Origin of the sequence: Phenylobacterium sp., from assembly GCF_030646615.1 — a bacterium.
Lineage (GTDB): Bacteria > Pseudomonadota > Alphaproteobacteria > Caulobacterales > Caulobacteraceae > Phenylobacterium.
In genome coordinates this window covers 75,263-92,200 of the sequence record NZ_JAUSLG010000038.1, presented here as the reverse complement: position 1 = coordinate 92,200, position 16,938 = coordinate 75,263, and the positions used below count along the sequence as shown (strand labels likewise).

The 16,938-nt window shown below is 69.3% G+C and carries 19 protein-coding genes; 3 read left to right on the top strand and 16 right to left on the bottom strand.

What is annotated here, in order from left to right; translation table 11 throughout:
• Nucleotides 1-57 precede the first annotated feature (57 nt).
• The 14 genes from tolB to Q7S93_RS06285 all read right to left on the bottom strand — a co-directional run bounded on the left by tolB (nt 58) and on the right by Q7S93_RS06285 (nt 11,284).
• On the bottom strand, nt 58-1,356 hold the full coding sequence (gene tolB / locus Q7S93_RS06350) for a Tol-Pal system beta propeller repeat protein TolB (RefSeq protein WP_304712899.1): 1,299 nt from the start codon (nt 1,354-1,356) through the stop codon (nt 58-60).
• 15 nt (nt 1,357-1,371) lie between these two features.
• Entirely contained in the window at nt 1,372-2,307 is a 936-nt protein-coding gene (locus Q7S93_RS06345) for an energy transducer TonB (protein WP_304712898.1), read from the bottom strand.
• 9 nt (nt 2,308-2,316) lie between these two features.
• A complete protein-coding gene (locus Q7S93_RS06340; protein ID WP_304712897.1) occupies nt 2,317-2,796 on the bottom strand; it encodes an ExbD/TolR family protein in 480 nt (159 codons plus the stop codon).
• Nucleotides 2,797-2,802: 6 nt separating this feature from the next.
• The gene (gene tolQ, locus Q7S93_RS06335) at nt 2,803-3,513 is read right to left on the bottom strand and encodes a protein TolQ (protein ID WP_304712896.1); all 711 of its coding nucleotides are present in this window, start codon (nt 3,511-3,513) and stop codon (nt 2,803-2,805) included.
• Between the two features lie 223 nt (nt 3,514-3,736).
• A complete protein-coding gene (ybgC, locus tag Q7S93_RS06330; RefSeq protein ID WP_304712895.1) occupies nt 3,737-4,207 on the bottom strand; it encodes a tol-pal system-associated acyl-CoA thioesterase in 471 nt (156 codons plus the stop codon).
• Between the two features lie 17 nt (nt 4,208-4,224).
• Nucleotides 4,225-5,256: a Holliday junction branch migration DNA helicase RuvB gene (gene ruvB / locus Q7S93_RS06325; RefSeq protein WP_304712894.1), complete on the bottom strand. Its 1,032-nt coding sequence runs from the start codon at nt 5,254-5,256 to the stop codon at nt 4,225-4,227.
• On the bottom strand, nt 5,253-5,870 hold the full coding sequence (ruvA, locus tag Q7S93_RS06320; protein ID WP_304712893.1) for a Holliday junction branch migration protein RuvA: 618 nt from the start codon (nt 5,868-5,870) through the stop codon (nt 5,253-5,255). Before ruvA ends, ruvB begins: the two co-directional genes overlap by 4 nt.
• Nucleotides 5,870-6,388 carry a crossover junction endodeoxyribonuclease RuvC gene (gene ruvC / locus Q7S93_RS06315; protein ID WP_304712892.1) on the bottom strand — a complete coding sequence of 173 codons (519 nt, stop codon included), beginning with the start codon at nt 6,386-6,388 and terminating at the stop codon, nt 5,870-5,872. The genes ruvA and ruvC overlap by 1 nt, the downstream gene beginning before the upstream one ends.
• Before the next feature lie 82 nt (nt 6,389-6,470).
• Entirely contained in the window at nt 6,471-6,959 is a 489-nt protein-coding gene (locus Q7S93_RS06310) for a hypothetical protein (RefSeq protein ID WP_304712891.1), read from the bottom strand.
• A gap of 45 nt (nt 6,960-7,004) precedes the next feature.
• Nucleotides 7,005-7,706, bottom strand: coding sequence for an MgtC/SapB family protein (locus Q7S93_RS06305; RefSeq protein ID WP_304712890.1), 702 nt, complete (start codon nt 7,704-7,706; stop codon nt 7,005-7,007).
• Nucleotides 7,707-7,747: 41 nt separating this feature from the next.
• Nucleotides 7,748-8,494: a YebC/PmpR family DNA-binding transcriptional regulator gene (locus Q7S93_RS06300; protein WP_304712889.1), complete on the bottom strand. Its 747-nt coding sequence runs from the start codon at nt 8,492-8,494 to the stop codon at nt 7,748-7,750.
• Between the two features lie 99 nt (nt 8,495-8,593).
• The gene (locus tag Q7S93_RS06295) at nt 8,594-9,385 is read right to left on the bottom strand and encodes an SDR family NAD(P)-dependent oxidoreductase (protein ID WP_304712888.1); all 792 of its coding nucleotides are present in this window, start codon (nt 9,383-9,385) and stop codon (nt 8,594-8,596) included.
• 23 nt (nt 9,386-9,408) lie between these two features.
• The gene (locus tag Q7S93_RS06290) at nt 9,409-10,245 is read right to left on the bottom strand and encodes an alpha/beta fold hydrolase (RefSeq protein WP_304712887.1); all 837 of its coding nucleotides are present in this window, start codon (nt 10,243-10,245) and stop codon (nt 9,409-9,411) included.
• Nucleotides 10,246-10,318: 73 nt separating this feature from the next.
• Entirely contained in the window at nt 10,319-11,284 is a 966-nt protein-coding gene (locus Q7S93_RS06285) for a quinone oxidoreductase family protein (RefSeq protein ID WP_304712886.1), read from the bottom strand.
• A gap of 189 nt (nt 11,285-11,473) precedes the next feature.
• Here Q7S93_RS06285 and Q7S93_RS06280 point away from each other — a divergent pair, with 189 nt between their 5' ends.
• The 3 genes from Q7S93_RS06280 to Q7S93_RS06270 all read left to right on the top strand — a co-directional run bounded on the left by Q7S93_RS06280 (nt 11,474) and on the right by Q7S93_RS06270 (nt 14,213).
• The gene (locus tag Q7S93_RS06280) at nt 11,474-12,655 is read left to right on the top strand and encodes a hypothetical protein (protein ID WP_304712885.1); all 1,182 of its coding nucleotides are present in this window, start codon (nt 11,474-11,476) and stop codon (nt 12,653-12,655) included.
• A 38-nt stretch (nt 12,656-12,693) separates the two neighbouring features.
• Nucleotides 12,694-13,215, top strand: coding sequence for a hypothetical protein (locus tag Q7S93_RS06275; protein ID WP_304712884.1), 522 nt, complete (start codon nt 12,694-12,696; stop codon nt 13,213-13,215).
• Between the two features lie 185 nt (nt 13,216-13,400).
• The gene (locus tag Q7S93_RS06270) at nt 13,401-14,213 is read left to right on the top strand and encodes a thioesterase family protein (protein WP_304712883.1); all 813 of its coding nucleotides are present in this window, start codon (nt 13,401-13,403) and stop codon (nt 14,211-14,213) included.
• A gap of 114 nt (nt 14,214-14,327) precedes the next feature.
• Here Q7S93_RS06270 and Q7S93_RS06265 read toward each other — a convergent pair whose 3' ends face one another.
• The gene (locus tag Q7S93_RS06265) at nt 14,328-15,701 is read right to left on the bottom strand and encodes a nucleotide sugar dehydrogenase (RefSeq protein WP_304712882.1); all 1,374 of its coding nucleotides are present in this window, start codon (nt 15,699-15,701) and stop codon (nt 14,328-14,330) included.
• Nucleotides 15,698-16,864, bottom strand: coding sequence for a DegT/DnrJ/EryC1/StrS family aminotransferase (locus Q7S93_RS06260; RefSeq protein WP_304712881.1), 1,167 nt, complete (start codon nt 16,862-16,864; stop codon nt 15,698-15,700). Before Q7S93_RS06260 ends, Q7S93_RS06265 begins: the two co-directional genes overlap by 4 nt.
• Nucleotides 16,865-16,938 lie beyond the last annotated feature (74 nt).

Genomic DNA, 16,938 nt, shown 5'->3' with positions numbered 1-16,938 from the left:
TACATGCTGAAGTCAAGCTAGCCTAACAACTTCAAAACTCTTTTCCTGCATTCACATTCAGTTGAGCAGAGGCGACCAAGCCGGGTCCGACCCTGACTGAGGGTAGGGCGCCGGCCGGACTACCCGGCCCGTCACGTCAACCGTCCACAAACGCGAAGGTCCGCCAGATGTTTCACGGGAGAACATCAAAACTCTGCCATTGGGCGCCCAGGTAGGACCCTCATCCAGATAGCTGGTGGTCAAAAGGCGCTCCCCTGAGCCATCGGGGCGCATGATGCCGATATGGAATTGGCCGCCGGCCTGTTTGGTAAAGGCGATGTATTCGCCCGTTGGGCTCCACACCGGGGTCATGTATCGGCCGCTCCCCCGGGAGATCCGCATGGCGCCTGATCCATCGGCGTTCATCACGTAGATTTGCGGGGAGCCGCCCCGGTCAGAGTTGAAGGTGATCCGCCCCCCGTCCGGCGAGAAGGAGGGCGAGGTGTCGATGGAGGGATCACTGGTCAGGCGGCTGGTGGAGCGGCTCCGCAGGTCCATGACGTGGACATCGGTATTGCCGCCTCGCTCCACCGAGAAGGCGACCTTGCCGCCATCGTGTGAAAAGCGCGGAGCGAACACCATGCCGCTGAAATTGCCCAGGGACTCCCGGCGGCCGGTCTCCAGATTGAACAGGTAGATCGACGACCCGTCCGGCCGCAGGGCCATGTAGGTGATCTCCTGGCTGGTGGAGGAGAACCGCGGCGTCATGACGATGTAGGAGCCGTCGGTCAGATAGCTGGGATTGGCGCCGTCCTGGTCCATGATGGCCAGGCGCTTGATCCGGTCCACGCGGCCGCCGCTCTCGGCCACGAACACCACGCGGGTGTCGAAATAGCCCTTTTCCCCGGTCAGGCGCTCATAGACGGCGTCAGAAATCTTGTGCGCCACCCGGCGCCAGTTCTCCGAAGTCGAGGTGAACTGCATGCCCAGCAGCTGTTGTTCGGAGAAGACGTCCCATAGGCGGAAGTTGACGGTCAGGCGGCCGGTGGCGTCCACCGTCACCTCGCCATTGACCAGGCCCTGGGCGTTGATCGTCTTCCAGTCGGCGAAGCGTGGCTGGTAGCGGATGTCCAGGTCGCGCTCGATGAAGGCGGCCGGGTCGATGGGGCGGAACAGACCCGAGCGCTCGAGATTGCTGGTGATCACCTGGGCGATTTCCGCGCCCCGCTCGCCGGTGAAGGCGGGTACGGCGACGGGCAGGGGTTGGATATCGCCGCGGTTGACGTCCACCTCGATCTGGGCGCGCGCAGGGCTGGCGAGGGTCGCGGCCGACAGCAGGGCCGCCGTCAGGGCGACGAACAGGGTCCTTAGACGCATGGGCTCGAATGCTCCTTAATTGTCGGCGCACGCCTGGGCGGCGTTGAAGCTCACGGCGATCTGGTCACCGTAGAACTCGCGGGGCAGGGTGGTGAAGGGGGCGGCGCTATAGACCGCGCGAATGGCGCGTTCGGCGGCGGCGCGGACGACGGGGTCCGAAGAGTTTTCCTGTCCGCCGGCCTGAACATTGCCGACCACCCGGCCGTCGCTCCCCAGGCGGAAGGTGACACGCACGCGGACGTTGCGCGCCGCCTCGACCTCGCAATTGGGATTCCAGCGGCGCTGAAGTTCTTCGGACAGGCCTGACATGGCGGCTCCGGAGATGCCGCTGCCGGTGGTCGCGCGGGGTTGGGTCGCGGTTTCGGGGCGACTGGGTCCCTTGGCGGCGGAACTGCGAGAGCCCTTGAGGCTGTCAGCCAGGGCGTCCAGGTCCAGGCCGCTGTCCTTCTTGGCCGGGGCGGCAGGCTTGGGGGCGGGCGGCTTCGGGGCCGGTTGAGACGGAGCCGGCGCAGGCGCAGGCGTGGGCGCGGGCTTGGGCGCCGGCGCCGGTTTGGGAGGCGGGGTGGGCGTCGGCTTCGGCGTCGGCGCGGGTTTGGGCGTCGGCGCAGGTTTGGGCGTCGGCGTCTTGGGCGTGGGTTGCGGCGCAGGCTGAGGCTGAGGCTGAGGCTGAGGTTGTGGTTGCGGCTCAGGTTGTGGCTCTGGCGCCGCAGCCGGCGCATCAAGCGGCGCCTCGGGCTCCGGCGTCTCGGTCTGGGCGGCCTGATCTTCCGGCCCCTGGACGGCGGGGCGAGGATTGTCTGGGATCGAGCTCACAACCTTGATCGGGACTACCGCCCCGACGGTCAGCTCCCGCGCCCAGGGCCAGGGAATCAGGGCCGCGCCGACGACGGCGACGTGCAGGATCGCCGAGATTATGAGGGCTGAGCTCAGATTCGACCGCTCATCGCGCATGCGCTGGCCTCAGCGCGCCGTCTGATCCGCGCCCGAAGAGGGGCCGCCGGTCTCGGTGAGCAGGTTGATCGAGGTGAAGCCCGAGCTGGCCAGGGCGGCCATGACCTGGGCGACGAGGGCGTAGGTGGCCCGGCCGTCGGCGCGCACATAGATCGGGCGCTCGGTGGAGCCGTCGGCCATGGCGATCAGGCGGGGCGACAGGCTGTCGAAGGGCGTCTCCTCCTCGTCGATGAAGACCGCGCCGTCGGCGCGCACCGAGACGGTCAGGGGCTCGGACTGGTCGGGGATGGCGCTGGCCTCGGTCTTGGGTAGCTCCAGGGGCACGCCGACGGTGAGGAGCGGCGCCGAGATCATGAAGACGATCAGCAGCACCAGCATCACGTCCACCAGGGGCGTGACGTTGATTTCCGACAGGGCGCCGCGGCGGCTGGACCGCCGTCGCCGCCGGCCGCCGCCGGCCGAATAGGCGTCGTGGGAGGAGAGCGCCATGGGGACTTAGGCCCGATCGCTCAGCCGCCGCTGGATTGCGGTGGCCAGGTCGTCGGCGAAGCCCTCCAGGCGTCCGGAGTAGCGCGCGGCGTCGGAGGAGAACTTGTTGTAGGCGATATAGGCCGGGATGGCGGCGGCCAGGCCGATGGCGGTGGCGAACAGCGCCTCGGCGATGGCCGGGGCCACCACGGTCAGGTTGGTGTTCTGCTGGATGGCGATGGCCTGGAAGGCGCCCATGATCCCCCAGACCGTGCCGAACAGGCCGACGAAGGGCGAGGCGGTGGCCACGATGGCCAGCAGGGGCAGGCCTTCCTCCACGCGGGAGGCTTCGCGGGCGATGATGGCGTCCTGCACCCGGTCGATGCGCTGGATCAGGAAGCCGGCCTGGGTGTCGCTGGACAGGCCCTTGGTTCGGGCCTCGCGCCATTCCCGCAGGGCGGCCTGCAGCATGCGGGGCAGGGCGTGGCGGGGGCGTTCGCCGGCCTCGTTGGCGATTTCCTCCAGGGACCGGCCCGACGACACCTGGTCCTCGAACTGGTCGGCATGGCGGTTGAGCGCGCTGAACCGCAGCAGCTTGTCGATGATCACCGCCCAGGAGAACAGGGAGGCGAGGCCGAGGCCGATCATCACGGCCTTCACGACCCAGTCGGCGCGCAGGAACAGCGCGATCAGGGAAAAGCTTTCGGCCGTCAATGTGCCGGAGGCGGCGGGGTCCATGCGGTCTGGGCTCCGTTGGCGAGGGCGAGATTGCGCCCAGGGGTGGCTTGGAACGTGGCGGTGGCGAACTTAAGGCGCCGGTCGGTGATGACCACGTCCTTAACGAGACACTGGAACAGCAATAACCTTACCGAATCCTGCCTAACGCGCAGAAACGCCACACGCCTCGAATCGATCGCAGCAAAGTTGAATCACCGTGCGCTCGTCGTCACCTGCCCGGGCCTTATGAGGAGGCTGATGGCTCGTGGGCGAAGAAGGGGATGAGCGCGGCCGCCATCCCCGGCGGTGGCTTGCGGGGCCGGCCATCCAGGCCGATGCAGGCGGCCAGGACCGCCGCCTGGGCGATCAGGGTCTCGCCCCGCACGATCCTCTGGCTGATGAACAGGCGGGGGCCTTTGACCCGGTCATAGGTGGTGCGCACCTGCAGGGCGTCGTCGATGCGGGCCGGGGCTTTGAAATCCAGCTCCATGCGCACGATGGTGAAGGCCGCCGGGGTCTCCTGCGCCAGCAGTTCGGCGTGGCGCACACCCGCCAGCCGCAGGAAGTCCGACCGGCCGCGCTCGAAATAGCGGAGATAGTTGCCGTGATAGACGACGCCGGTGAAGTCGGTGTCCTCGTAATAGATTCTGACCGGCAGGACGTGTTCGCGGCCGTCGATCCAGCCGGCGGAAGGCTCGCCAGGGGCAGGCGTCATCGCGTCGGGCCTTTCGTCTATTCGTCGAACAGGGTCGCCTGGCCCGCCCCCGGCGGCTGGGGCGGCGGGGTCAGGCCCAGATGGGCGTAGGCCTTGGCGCAGGCCACGCGACCCCGGGGGGTGCGCTGGATGAAGCCTTGCTGCATCAGATACGGTTCGATCACGTCCTCGACGGCGTCGCGGGCCTCGGCGATGGCGTAGGCCAGGGTTTCGACCCCGGCCGGCCCGCCGCCATAGTTGTCGATCAGGGCGCGCAGATAGCGGCGGTCGAGGGAGTCCAGACCCACCTCATCCACCTCGAGACGCGCCAGGCCCCGGCCGGCGGCGCCACGGTCGATCTCGGCGGCGCCCTCTGCGGCGGCGAAGTCCCGCACCCGGCGCAGCAGCCGGCCGGCCACCCGCGGCGTGCCCCGGGCGCGGGCGGCGATCTCGGCGGCGCCGTCCTTGGTCAGGCTCACCCCCATCTTGCCCGCCGCATGGGCCAGGACCTTGATGAGCTCGGCCGGGGTGTAGAATTCCAGGCGGACGGGGATGCCGAACCGGTCGCGCAGCGGCGTGGCCAACAGGCCCGCCCGCGTGGTGGCGGCCACCAGGGTGAAGGGCGACAGATCGATGCGGATCGACCGGGCCGAGGGGCCCTCGCCTATGATCAGGTCCAGCACATGGTCCTCCATGGCGGGATAGAGGATCTCCTCCACATTGGCCGCCAGGCGGTGGATCTCGTCAATGAAGAGGACGTCGCCGGCCTCCAGATTGGTCAGGATGGCGGCCAGGTCCCCGGCCTTGGCCAGGACCGGGCCGGAGGTGGCGCGGAAGTTCACCCCCATCTCCCGGGCGATGATCTGGGCCAGCGTCGTCTTGCCCAGCCCCGGCGGCCCGAACAGCAGGACGTGGTCGAGGGTGTCGCCGCGGTCGCGGGCGGCCTGGATGAAGATCCGCAGATTGGCCTTGGACTGCTCCTGGCCGACGAATTCCGCGAGCGTCTGGGGGCGATAGGCCCGGTCGGTCCCCTCGGCTGGGGCCGCCTCGCCGCTGACCAGCCGACTCACCGGCCGAGCTCCTGCAGGGCCGCCTTGATCAGGGCGGGCGCCTGCGCCTCTTCGCCCAGGCGCGCGGCCGCGGCCTCGACCAGTCGGCGGGCCTGGGGCTCGGCGACGCCCAAGCCCATCATGGCCGCGACCGCTTCGCCGGAGGCTGAAGGCGTCACGGACGGTTCAGCCGCCCCGGCGCCGGGCGCAAAGGCGCTGATCGGCAGGTCGGTCAGCGGCTTGTCCTTCAGCTCGGTGGCGATGCGCAGGGCGAGCTTGGGCCCCACCCCTTGGGCGCGGGCGATGGCCGCCTTGTCCTGACGCCCGGCGGCGGCGGCCAGCTCGGCCGGCGGCAGCACGTCCAGCACCGCGAGCGCGGCCTTGGGGCCCACCCCCTGGATCTCCTTGAGGATCAGGAAGGTGCGGCGCTCGTCCCGGGTGAGGAAGCCATAGAGGCGCATGCCCGCCTGCTCGCTCCACTGGGTCTCGATGTGCAGCACCGCCTCCTCGCCCACCGGCGGCAGCCGGGCCAGGGTGCGGGCGCCGCAGCGGACCACATAGCCGACGCCCAGGACATCGATCAGGGCGTCCTCCTCGCCGATCTCGGCGACCGTTCCCCGCAGCCGGCCGATCATCACGCCACCTTCCTCGACGGTATCCGCGCCGCAAGGCTGCGGGCTGTGCGGGCATGCGCGTGGGCGATGGCCACGGCCAGGGCGTCGGCGGCGTCGGCGGTGACGCCGCCGGCGGCCGGCAGCAGCCGGGCGATCATGAAGGCGACCTGGTCCTTGTCGGCGCCACCGGTGCCCACCACCGCCTTCTTGACCACGGTGGCGGCGTATTCGGCCACCGGCAGACCGGCGCGGGCCGGCGCCACCAGGGCCATGGCCCGGGCGTGGCCCAGCTTCAGGGCGGAGGCGGCGTTGTTGTTCATGAAGGTCTCCTCCACCGCGGCCTCGTCGGGCCCGTGCTCGGCGACGATGGCGCTGATGGCCTCGAACAGAACCAGGAGGCGCTCGGAAAAGGGCAGGGAGTCCTTGGGCGCAATGACCCCATGGGCCACGTGGGTCAGACGTGCGCCCTCGATGGTGATCACCCCCCAGCCGGTGCGGCGGAGGCCGGGGTCCAGTCCAAGGATTCGCACGGCGGCCATGGGCGACTCTATAGGCGTGTTCGGGGATTGTTCCTACCGGCCGATTAGCCCGCCACGGGGTTAAGGCGGCGTTTACGCTTGCCTAGAGGCCGCGGACCTTGGTCAGGTTCGGGCGGGGGATCGGGTTCTTGAACGTCCCCTTGGTCTTGGCCTTGTCCCGGGCGAGCTCGGCCCAGGCGGCCGCAAAGCCGGCCGGCGTGTGGGGGTCGGTGGGCTGGGTGCGGACCAGGCTGAGGGTCCGCCCGGCCAGGGCCTGGGCCACCCCTTCCCAGCCTTTGGCTTCCGGATCGGGCGCGCCGGCCTCATCCAGCCAGCCGGCCGCCCGCCTCGCCGACATGGTGCGCACGCCGTCGATCAGCAGGGGGTCGGAGAGGTGCAGGGCGACCCCCTCGTCGGCCGGCAGATCGATCAGCGCCGCCTGCAGGGCGCGGATGCAGAAGCCTTCGGCGTCCAGGTCCCGGTCGCCGCCGGCGGCGCCGGAAACGGCCTTGCCGGTCTGACGGAGCCAGGCCCAGCCGCCGGTGCGGTAGGGGGCCTGATGATTGGTTTCGATCCAGATTCGCAAGGTCATGAGGGCGCGGCTTCTAGCACCGCAGGCATGGCCCTGTCGCCTGGCTCAGTCCTTTCGGGGCGCAAGCCTGTACTCCACCACCAGGGGATCATCGCGCAGACGCCTGGCCAGGCGCTCCACCTTGAGCTGGCCGCTGCCGTGCAGGGTGGCGCTGTATTCCACCCGGCCCAGCCGGTCCCCGGCGCCGGCCCAGAGCCGTTGGCTGATGGCGCCGGCGTGCAGGCCGAACTCGCCCATCAGCTCGCGAAAGGCGCTTTCGTCCAGGGCTTCGGCGCGACGGTAACAGACCCGGACGTCGATGATATTGAGCTGGGGCATGTGCCGGTCGGCCCACCGCAGGACCCCCAGGACCAGCACCGTCACTGCCGTGCCGCCGATCGCCAGGCCGTAGAAGCCGACGCCATAGAGGGTGCCGAGCGCCGAGGTGATCCAGAGGGAGGCCGCCGTCGTCAGGCCGTGCACACTGAGGCCATGGCGGAAGATCACGCCGCCGCAGAGAAAGCCGATCCCGGTCAGGATGCCGTGGGCCATGCGCACCGGATCGATGCGGATGATCTCGGCCGAGACATCGCCCATCCACTCGACCTGGTGGACGGCGGCCAGCATGAGCAGGGCCGAGGCCAGGCTGACCAGGATGTGGGTGCGGAAGCCGGCCGGCCGGCCGCGGTACTCCCGCTCGAACCCGATCAGCCCGCCGGCGATGACGGCGCCCGCAACGGGCAGCACATAGGCGGCGAACCACTCCATGGACCTCCAACGCGCGAGGCGCGCGGGAGCTTCACGGGCGCTCAGCCGGCGTAGGTCTCCAGGTCCTCGTCGGAGATGTCGTAATTGCCATAGACGTTCTGGACGTCGTCATCGTCTTCCAGGGCGTCGATCAGCTTCATCAGGGTGGCGACGGGCTCGCCCTCAACGGGCGTCAGGGTCTTGGGGCGCCAGGCGATGGTGGTGGACTTGGGCTCGCCGAGCGAGGCTTCCAGGGTCTGGGCGACCTCGGACAGGCCTTCAAAAGCGGTGTAGATGGTGTGGGTGTCCTCGTCGGATTCCACGTCCTCGGCGCCGGCCTCGATGGCGGCTTCCATCACCTTGTCTTCGGTGCCGACGCTGGCCGGATAGACGATCTGGCCGACCCGGTCGAACATGAAGGACACCGCGCCGGTCTCCCCCAGATTGCCGCCGTTCTTGGCGAAGATGGCCCGCACATTGGCCGCCGCACGGTTTCTGTTGTCGGTCAGGGCCTCGATGATCAGGCCGACCCCGCCCGGGCCGAAGCCCTCATAGCGGATTTCTTCATAGGCCTCGGCGTCGGCGCCTGAGGCCTTCTTGATCGCCCGGTCGATATTGTCCTTGGGCATGGACTCGGCCTTGGCGTTGGCCACCGCCAGGCGCAGGCGGGAATTCATCGCCGGGTCAGGCATGCCCGACTTGGCGGCCACCGTGATCTCGCGGCTGAGTTTGGAGAACAGCTTGGACCGCACCGCATCGGCGCGGCCCTTGCGGTGCATGATGTTCTTGAACTTTGAATGTCCGGCCATGGGTCCTGGAGGTCTTCGTCTGGTCTGCAGCGTGTGAGCGCCGCTTCTAGCGCCCGCCGGGGCGCAAGGCAAAACCCTGCGCCCCTTCGAAGGTTGCGCCTATCGGGGGCCGCCGCGCTTGCCCACGGGATGTGAGGACGAGAGACCGCCGTCCACGGCGATGGCCTGGCCGTTGACATAGGAGGCCTCGTCGCTGGCCAGGAACAGGGCCATGTGGGCGATCTCGTCGGGGACGCCGGCGCGCTTCAGCGGATTGAGCTGGCCGATCCTGTCCTCGCTGCCGCGGGATCGGGCATAGTCGAAGACGCTCTGGGTCATGCCGGTCTCGATCAGGCCCGGGCAGACGGCGTTGACCCGCACGCCCGTGCCATAGAGCTCGTTGGCCGCCGTGGTGGCCAGGTTGATGACCCCGGCCTTGGAGGCCGAATAGGAGGCCGGCCCAGCGCCAGAGCGGATGCCGGCCACGGAAGCCGTGCAGACGATGGAGCCCTTGCCCTTGGGGATCATCACCTTGCTGGCGTGCTTGATGGCCAGGAACGGGCCGATCAGGTTGATCCGCAGCACCTCGGTCCAGATCTCCGGCGTCAGCTCGAAGAAGGGGGTGGGGCCGCCGGTGATCCCGGCATTGGCGTAGACGGCGTCCAGGCCGCCGAATTCGTCCACCGCGCGCTGGATGTAGGACTGGACGAAGGCCTCATCCCCGGCGTCGCCGGTCATGGCGATCGCCTGGCCCCCGTGGGCCTGGATGGACGCGGCGGTCTCTTCCACGGCCTCGGCGCGGTCGACGCAGACCACCCGGGCGCCCTCCTTGGCGAACAGGCTGGCGCTGGCGCGGCCGATGCCGCTGGCCGCGCCGGTGACCACGGCCGAAAAGCCCTCGAGACGTCCCATGTAGTTCTCCTGCGATAAAGGCGTCAGCGCGCCCGTTCGGCGGCGGCGACGATGGCGTCGATAATTGTGTCGTAGAGGGCTTCGGGCAGGTCGTGGCCCATGCCCGGAATGATGCGCAACTCCGCGCCGGGGATCGCCTTGGCCGTGGCCTCGCCGCCGGCCTTGGGGATCAGCGGATCGACCTCGCCGTGCAGGACGACGGTGGGCACGTCGAGCTTGGAGAGCTTCTCCGTGCGATCGCCACTGGCCCCGATGGCGCCGCGCTGGCGTTGCACGCCCTTGGGATTGAAGGCGCGGCGCATTTCCGACAGCACACGCTCGCGCAGGGCCTCGTCGGTCCACGGATAGGCCGGGCTGCCGATGATGCGGGCGTTCCTCATGCCGTGGGCGACGAAGGCCTCTTCGTCCACGGTGGGATCTGGCGCCACCTGGGTGAGCACGGCGGCGGCTTCCGGGGTGGAGTCCATGGTTCCCGGCGCGCCGGTGGCCGACATGATCGAGGTGAGCGAGCGCACGCGGCCCGGATGCTCGATGGCCACGGTCTGGGCGATCATGCCGCCCATGGAGACGCCAGCCACATGGGCCTTGTCGATCTTCAGGCAGTCCAGCAGGCCTGAGGCGTCGGCGGCCATGTCCGACAGGGTGTAGCGGTCGCCGGACTGGAACCAGGTGGAGCGGCCCACATCGCGGTTGTCGAAGCGGATGGCGCGATAGCCCCGGGCGACCAGCTTCTCGCAGAAGGCGACGGGCCAGCGGGTCATCTGCGACCCCAGGCCGTTGATCAGCAGCACGGGCGGGGCGTCATCCGGGCCGAAGGTCTCGTACTCGATCTCGATGCCGTTGACGGCGGCGCGGGGCATGGCGGCCTCCCGGTATAGGAAAAGGATTGCGGACGGCGCAGGCCTGCGCCCGCGCCGTCCGATCATGGGGCGATCAGGGGACCAGCACCACCCGGCCGACAGCCTGGCGGCTCTCGATATAGGCATGCGCCCCGGCGGCGTCCGACAGGGGGAATTCCTTGTCGATGATCACTTCCAGCTCGCCCTTGGCGGCGTCTTCGATCAGTTGCTGGATGTTGTCATGCACCCGGTCGGTGCCGATCTCGGCGCCCAGGAAGACGCCCGACAGCGCCCGGTTGCCGCCCATCATGGTGCCGACATCGACCACCATGGGCTCGCGCCCGGCCGCGCCGACCATGGAGACCCGGCCGCGATAGGCCAGCGAATTGATCGAGCCCTGCAGGGTCGAGCCGCCGACGGAATCGACCACCACGTCGACGCCCTTGTTGTCGGTCAGGCGCTTGACCTCCTTCACCACGTCGTCGCGGGTGTAGTTGATGCCGTGATCGAGGCCGAGGCGCTTGAGCTTCTCCAGCCGCTCGTCGGACGAGGCGGTAGCCAGGATCAGGCCGGCCCCGGCCCGCTTGGCCAGCTGGATGGCTGCCACGCCGACGCCCGACGCGCCGGCCTGGACCAGGACGGTTTCGCCCTTCTTCATGCGGCCGAACTCGAACAGGCAGTCATGGGCCGTGCCGAAGGTCACCGGAATGGCCGCGGCCTTGCGCAGGTCGAAGCCGTCGGGAACAGGCCAGCAGTTGCGCGCCGGAACCGAGCGCAGCTCGGCATGGCTGCCCCAGTTGTTCACCGTGGCGACCTTCTGGCCGACCCGGACATTGGTGACTTCCGAGCCGATCTCGATGATTTCGCCGGCCGCCTGATAGCCGACCACATGCGGGTTGGTCATCAGCGGGCCGCGCCAGCGATTCAAGGTGTCGCCGCCCTCGATGGCGATGGCTTCGACGCGGATGATCACCCCCTTGGGGTGGCAGGTCGGGTCCGGAATTTCCTCGTATTTGAGGACTTCAGGACCGCCGTTCTCGTAATAGACCGCAGCCTTCATGGGCCGTCTCCCTAATGACTTAAAACAAACGTTTGACGCCAAGCCTTCCCATGCCGGGGCGATGATCGCAAGGCGCCCGGCGCGCCGAAGTCGGCCAGCCTAGTCCGTTTGGATCATGCGGCGGTCCCGTCGCAGGCCGCAGGAAGGGGACGACACGCCTCCGTCTGTTTTCGCCAAGGCCATTCCCCCATGCGCCTCACCATCCGCCGTCGCCGCCAGGGCCTTAGCGTCCTGGGTTGCGCCAGCCTGTTGACCCTGGCCTTCAGCGGTCCGGCTGCGAGCCAGTCCGATCCCTTCGGCGCCCTCTACACCCCGCCGGCAGGCGCGCCGCCGGCCCAGGACGCCTCGTCGGGGCGCACCGGCTCGACCTCGGTCAGCGGCGCGGTGGGGCGCTTCTATGTGGGCGCCGAGGCCGGCGGTCGGGTGAGCCTCGCGCAGCTGGACATGATGCCGACCCATGCGCCGCCCCTGCCGGTGGCGCTGCAGGGCCATTCCACCCGGTTCCTCGCCAACCGGTCGAAGATCGCCATCCCGGGCTACACCCTGGCCTTCGTCCAGGGCGCCAGCGCCAGCGCCTTCGGTGGCGGAGCCGGCCTCGACCCCAGCCAGCGGCGGACCCAGATCGCCACCCGTCTGGTGGGCCTCACCGATGAGATGGCCCGCGACCTGGCCGACGAGGCCTATGCCGACCTGGTGCGCCAGCTTGAGGCCGCCGGCTTCCAGGTGGTCGACCCGGTCGCCCAGCTGGCGTCCGAGCAGATGCAGGGCCTGGCCCGCTACAGCGCCCGTTTCGGCGGGCAGGGGATCATCGACGGTCGGGCCACCAAGGCCTGGGTCGTCTATGGCCCGACGGGGCTGCCGCCCATCAAGGGCCACGCCTTTGAGACGGGCATGGGGGCGGTGGCGGCCTCCGGCGCCCTCATGCGGTTCGGCCGGGCCAGCCGCGATCTGGACGCCATCATCATCTCGCCGCGGCTGCTGCTCGACTATATCGACATGGAGAGCACGGGCCGGCGCACCTACAGCGGCTCGGCCTCGGTGGATGCCGAACTGCGGTTCGGGATCAATCCCACGTCGCGGGTGGACTTCGTCTGGGGGAACGACAGCGGCGGCGCCATGCCCGGCTGGTTCACCACCAAGGGCGCCTTCACCCCGCAGCCCTTCGGCATCCTGGCCCAGACCGCCGACCGATCGGACTCCGTCGCCACCCACAACGCCCTGGTCAGCGTCGGCTTCGGCTCGATCTACCGCCAGAGCCTCGTCTACGACGCCGAGGTTTCGCCCAAGCGCTACGCCGCCCTCAGCCGCGCCGCCATCCAGGGTTTCAATACCGCCCTGGTGGCCGAGATCCGCAAGGCGCGCGGCCAATGATCCTCCCCGCCATCTTCCGTCCTATGGAGACCAAAACCATGAAGCGCTTGATCTGCGCCACGGCCGCCCTGGCGCTGGCCGCCGGCGCCGCGGTCGCCCAGACCCCTGACGTCACCGCCCTGCCGCCGGCGCCGGCCGAGAGCCTGCCGCCCGCCGCGCCGATGATCGACCCCGGCGTCTATCAGGTGCTGCGTCCCGGCGACCGGGCCATGAGCTGCGAGCGGGTCGGCGCCGAAGCCAACGCGCTGAACGCCCAGCTGATGGCCGAGCAGGCGGAAGCCGCCAAGCAGGCCCAGCGCGCCAAGCAGGGCCGGGGCATGGCCGGCGGCCTGGCCAGCGGCGTCCTGGGCGGCGCGGCTCGCTATGGGCTGGCCCGCGGCATGGTGGGCGGGGCCTTCAGCCCCTTCGCCGCCCAGGCCTTGAGCGCGGTGGCCGATTCCAGCTCCGAGGCCGTCGGTCAGGCGGTGGCGGCCGGCGGCGAGGTCGCCGCCCCGACCGTTTCGCCCCAGCAGCAGCGCATGAACCACCTGCTGGGCCTCTACCGGGAAAAAGGCTGTTAGGAGCGTCGCATCCCTTGCTGTGACGTAGCCGGGCTTGGGGGAGTTCCGGCCTCATCCTGACGGAGAGAGCGCAGTCCTTGGCTGCGCTCTCATTCGTTTTGCCTTCCCCTAGGGCGCCCTTTCTAGAAGCAGGCTTATTGATCGCGGCCTCCCCGCCGCGCCTGCCATTTTTTGAGGGATTTCCCATGGACGCCGCCGCGCCCGTGCGCCTGCACGACTTCGACGAAGCCCTGCCGTTGAGCCCGGCCGGTCCCCGCCTGTGGGACTCCCGGATCGACAAGCGCTACTGGAACATGATCGGCCCCTGGGGCGGCTGGACCGCCGCCCTGCTGCTGAAGGCCGTCCTGGCCGAGAGCGACCATGGCGGCACGCCGGTGGGCCTGACCGTCAATCTGATGGGCGGCCTGGACGACAGTCCGCTGCAGCTCTCCACGCGGCCGGCCCGCCAGGGCAAGTCTGTGGAGTTCTGGACCTCTGAGCTCATCCAGAACGGCGCCCCGGTGGCCATGGCCATGGTGACCCTCGGCCAGCGGCGGGAGACCTTTTCGACCCACGAGGCGAGCTTTCCCGAGGGCGTAAAGCGTCCCGAAGATATCGAGAGCGTCCCAACCCGTCCGGGCTTCTTCACCGCCATGTTCGAGCAGCGGCCGGTCCAGGGCTCGGCGCCGCTGCAGGAAAACCCCGACAGCCTGACCCGCAACTGGATGCGCGACCACCAGGCGAGACCGCTGGACTATGTGCTGCTGGCGGGTCTGGCCGACGTCTTCGCCCCGCGGATCTTCTACCGCAGCGCCGAGCGGCGGCCGGCCTCGACGGTGAGCATGAGCGTCTATTTCCACGCCACGCCGGCGGAGCTGGAAGCGGTGGGCGGCGACTTCATCCTGGGCGAAGCCAAGGGCCGCCGGTTCGAAAGCGGCTTCTTCGACCAGCACGGGGCGCTCTGGTCCCGGGACGGCGTCCTGCTGGCCACCACCGAGCAGCTCTGCTGGTTCAAGTAGGGGCTTCACCGTCTTGGTCGGGCTTGACCCGACCATCCATGAATACGGGACTGGCTCTGTGTTCATAGGCCCTCGGGTCGCGCCCGAGGGTGACGAGCGTGGGCGGCTTTGTCCTCAGGCCTTGCGGATCTGATCCACGAAGTCGGGGGCCAGGCGGCCGACGGCGTTGCGGGTGTCCACCACCAGGGGGACCGCCGTCGTCAGGGCGGCGTAGTCCACCGCGTCGTGGTCGGTGCAGATGACCGCGCAGTCATAGGCGCCGATGGCGGCGAGGTCCCAGGCGATGGAGCTCATGCCGGCCACTTCCGGATGCTCGCCATGGTCATGAACAATCGGGATGTGCGGGTCATAATAGTCGACCAGGGCGCCGCGCTCGCGCAGCAGGCGGATCACGTGCAGCGAGGGGCTCTCGCGCATGTCGTCGACATTCTTCTTGTAGGCCAGGCCGACCACCAGGATGCGGGCGCCCTTGACCGCCTTGCCTTCGCGGCTGGACAGGGACTCGGCCACCGCCTCCACCACCCGCCGGGGGAGGGCGGCGACCACGTCGCCGGCCAGCTCGATGAAACGGGTGGCCTCGCCGTGGGCGCGGGCCTTCCAGGTCAGGTAGAAGGGGTCGATGGCGATGCAGTGCCCGCCCAGGCCCGGCCCCGGATAGAAGGGCATGTAGCCGAAGGGCTTGGTCTTGGCCGCATCGATCACCTCCCAGATGTCGATGTCCATGCTCTCGAAGACCACCTTGAGCTCGTTGACCAGGGCGATATTGACCAGCCGGAAGATGTTCTCGGTCAGCTTCACCGCCTCGGCCGTCTTCAGGTCGCTGACCGGCACCACCTGGGTGAGCGGCGAATAGACCGCGATAGCCATCCGCCGCTCGGCCTGGGTGTCGGCCCCAACCACCTTGGGGATGGTGGTGGCCCCGAAGTCGAGATTGCCGGGGTCCTCGCGCTCGGGGCTGTAGGCGATGGCGAAGTCGACGCCCGATTTCAGGCCGGTGGCCGCCTCCAGGATGGGCCGGATCAACTCCTCGCTGGTGCCGGGATAGGTGGTGGATTCCAGAACCACCAGCTGACCCCGGCGCAGATGCCGCGAAATGGTCTTGGCGCAGTCGGCCACATAGGAGAGGTCCGGCTCCCGATGCACGTTCAGCGGCGTCGGCACGCACATCAGCAGGGCGTCGGCGGCGGCCAGGCGCGCCTCGTCTGTGGTGGCCTCCAGCCGGCCGGTGGCCCCCATGGCCGCGACCCGGGCGTCGGAGATGTGCTTGATGTAGGAGTGGCCGCTGCTCAGGGCGGCGATCTTGGCGGCGTCCGGGTCATAGGCCAGGACGCGGAAACCCTTGCCGATGAAGCCTTCGGCGAGCGGCAGGCCCACATAGCCCAGGCCGATGACGCCGATGACCAGGTCGCGGGATTCCGCGCGGGCCTCGAACGCCGCGGCCATCTGATCCGGCGTCGGACGATCCCCGTCCAGGGCAGGTCCGCTCATGCGTTGCGACCGGCGAAGGCGCGGATGGCGGCGATGATCTGATCCTGCACGTCGGCCTCCAGATAGGGGTGCATGGGCAGGCTGATGACCCGCTCGGCCGCGGCCATGGTCGCCGGCAGGCCCCCCGGCCCCACAGGATAGCCCGAATAGACCCCCTGTTTGTGGATCGGGATCGGATAATAGACCGCGGTGGGGATTTCGGCGGCCCTCAGGTGTCCGGCCAGGCCGTCGCGGTCGTCGGTTTCGATGGTGTACTGGGCCCAGACCGAGACGCCGCCGGCGATCACGTCAGGCGTCCGGACCACGTCGCCCAGCCCCTGGGCGTAGCGATCGGCCACCCGGTTCCGGGCGGCGATCTCGTCGGCGAAGATCGACAGCTTCTGCAAGAGGACCGCGGCCTGGATCGTGTCCATCCGGGCGTTCATGCCGATCCGCATGTTCAGGTACTTGGGATCGTGGTCGAAGGTGCGGCCCTCGAGGTCGGACTTCACCGCCTGGCCGTGCACCCGCAGGGAGACCAGCAGGTCGTGCAGGCGCGCTTCTTTGCTCAGCACCGCCCCGCCGTCGCCATAACAGCCCAGCGGCTTGGCCGGGAAGAAGCTGGTGGTGGCCACATCGGCCCAGTGCAGGGGGTGATGGCCGTCCAGGGTGCAGCCGAAGCCTTGGGCGGAATCGGCGATCAGCTTCAGCCCGTGCCTGCGGCAGACCGCGCTGATCGCGGGATAGTCGGCGGGCTGGCCAAACAGGTCCACGGCGATCACCGCCCTGGGCGTCAGCCTGCCTTCGGCCTTCACCGCGGCGATGGCGGCGTCCAGGTGGACGGCGTCCATATTGTAGGTGTCGGGCAGGATGTCGACGAAGACCGGCGAGGCGCCCACCAGGGGCACGACCTCGGCGGTGGCCGCAAAGGTGAAGGACGGGCAGAAGACCGCGTCGCCGGGTCCGATCCCCCAGGCCATCAGCGGCAGCATCAGGGCTTCCGTCCCCGAGCCGCAGGACAGCACGTGCGGCGCCTGGCCAAATTCGGCGAGCGCGGCCTCGAAGGCGGCCACCTGCGGACCCATGACATAGGCGCCGGAGCGCACCACCTCGAGGATGGCCGCCTCCAGGGGCTCGCCGAGGCGCTGGCGCTGGGCCTGCAGGTCGATGAACGGAATCGGCATGGCGGAAACTCGCGGATCTAGAGGGCGGCGGTACATGCCACGGTCCCGGAGGTCACGCCAAACACGGATGTTTT

What these genes read in the sequence shown, in the direction of transcription:
- Q7S93_RS06305 (WP_304712890.1), bottom strand. Translation starts at nt 7,706, where the DNA reads ATGGAGTGGTTCGCCGCCTATGTGCTGCCCGTTGCGGGCGCCGTCATC.
- Q7S93_RS06275 (WP_304712884.1), top strand. Translation starts at nt 12,694, where the DNA reads ATGAAGCGCTTGATCTGCGCCACGGCCGCCCTGGCGCTGGCCGCCGGC.
- Q7S93_RS06270 (WP_304712883.1), top strand. Translation starts at nt 13,401, where the DNA reads ATGGACGCCGCCGCGCCCGTGCGCCTGCACGACTTCGACGAAGCCCTG.
- Q7S93_RS06340 (WP_304712897.1), bottom strand. Translation starts at nt 2,796, where the DNA reads ATGGCGCTCTCCTCCCACGACGCCTATTCGGCCGGCGGCGGCCGGCGG.
- tolB (WP_304712899.1), bottom strand. Translation starts at nt 1,356, where the DNA reads ATGCGTCTAAGGACCCTGTTCGTCGCCCTGACGGCGGCCCTGCTGTCG.
- tolQ (WP_304712896.1), bottom strand. Translation starts at nt 3,513, where the DNA reads ATGGACCCCGCCGCCTCCGGCACATTGACGGCCGAAAGCTTTTCCCTG.
- Q7S93_RS06285 (WP_304712886.1), bottom strand. Translation starts at nt 11,284, where the DNA reads ATGAAGGCTGCGGTCTATTACGAGAACGGCGGTCCTGAAGTCCTCAAA.
- Q7S93_RS06300 (WP_304712889.1), bottom strand. Translation starts at nt 8,494, where the DNA reads ATGGCCGGACATTCAAAGTTCAAGAACATCATGCACCGCAAGGGCCGC.
- ybgC (WP_304712895.1), bottom strand. Translation starts at nt 4,207, where the DNA reads ATGACGCCTGCCCCTGGCGAGCCTTCCGCCGGCTGGATCGACGGCCGC.
- Q7S93_RS06345 (WP_304712898.1), bottom strand. Translation starts at nt 2,307, where the DNA reads ATGCGCGATGAGCGGTCGAATCTGAGCTCAGCCCTCATAATCTCGGCG.
- ruvC (WP_304712892.1), bottom strand. Translation starts at nt 6,388, where the DNA reads ATGGCCGCCGTGCGAATCCTTGGACTGGACCCCGGCCTCCGCCGCACC.
- Q7S93_RS06310 (WP_304712891.1), bottom strand. Translation starts at nt 6,959, where the DNA reads ATGACCTTGCGAATCTGGATCGAAACCAATCATCAGGCCCCCTACCGC.
- Q7S93_RS06265 (WP_304712882.1), bottom strand. Translation starts at nt 15,701, where the DNA reads ATGAGCGGACCTGCCCTGGACGGGGATCGTCCGACGCCGGATCAGATG.
- Q7S93_RS06290 (WP_304712887.1), bottom strand. Translation starts at nt 10,245, where the DNA reads ATGCCCCGCGCCGCCGTCAACGGCATCGAGATCGAGTACGAGACCTTC.
- Q7S93_RS06260 (WP_304712881.1), bottom strand. Translation starts at nt 16,864, where the DNA reads ATGCCGATTCCGTTCATCGACCTGCAGGCCCAGCGCCAGCGCCTCGGC.
- Q7S93_RS06295 (WP_304712888.1), bottom strand. Translation starts at nt 9,385, where the DNA reads ATGGGACGTCTCGAGGGCTTTTCGGCCGTGGTCACCGGCGCGGCCAGC.
- Q7S93_RS06280 (WP_304712885.1), top strand. Translation starts at nt 11,474, where the DNA reads ATGCGCCTCACCATCCGCCGTCGCCGCCAGGGCCTTAGCGTCCTGGGT.
- ruvA (WP_304712893.1), bottom strand. Translation starts at nt 5,870, where the DNA reads ATGATCGGCCGGCTGCGGGGAACGGTCGCCGAGATCGGCGAGGAGGAC.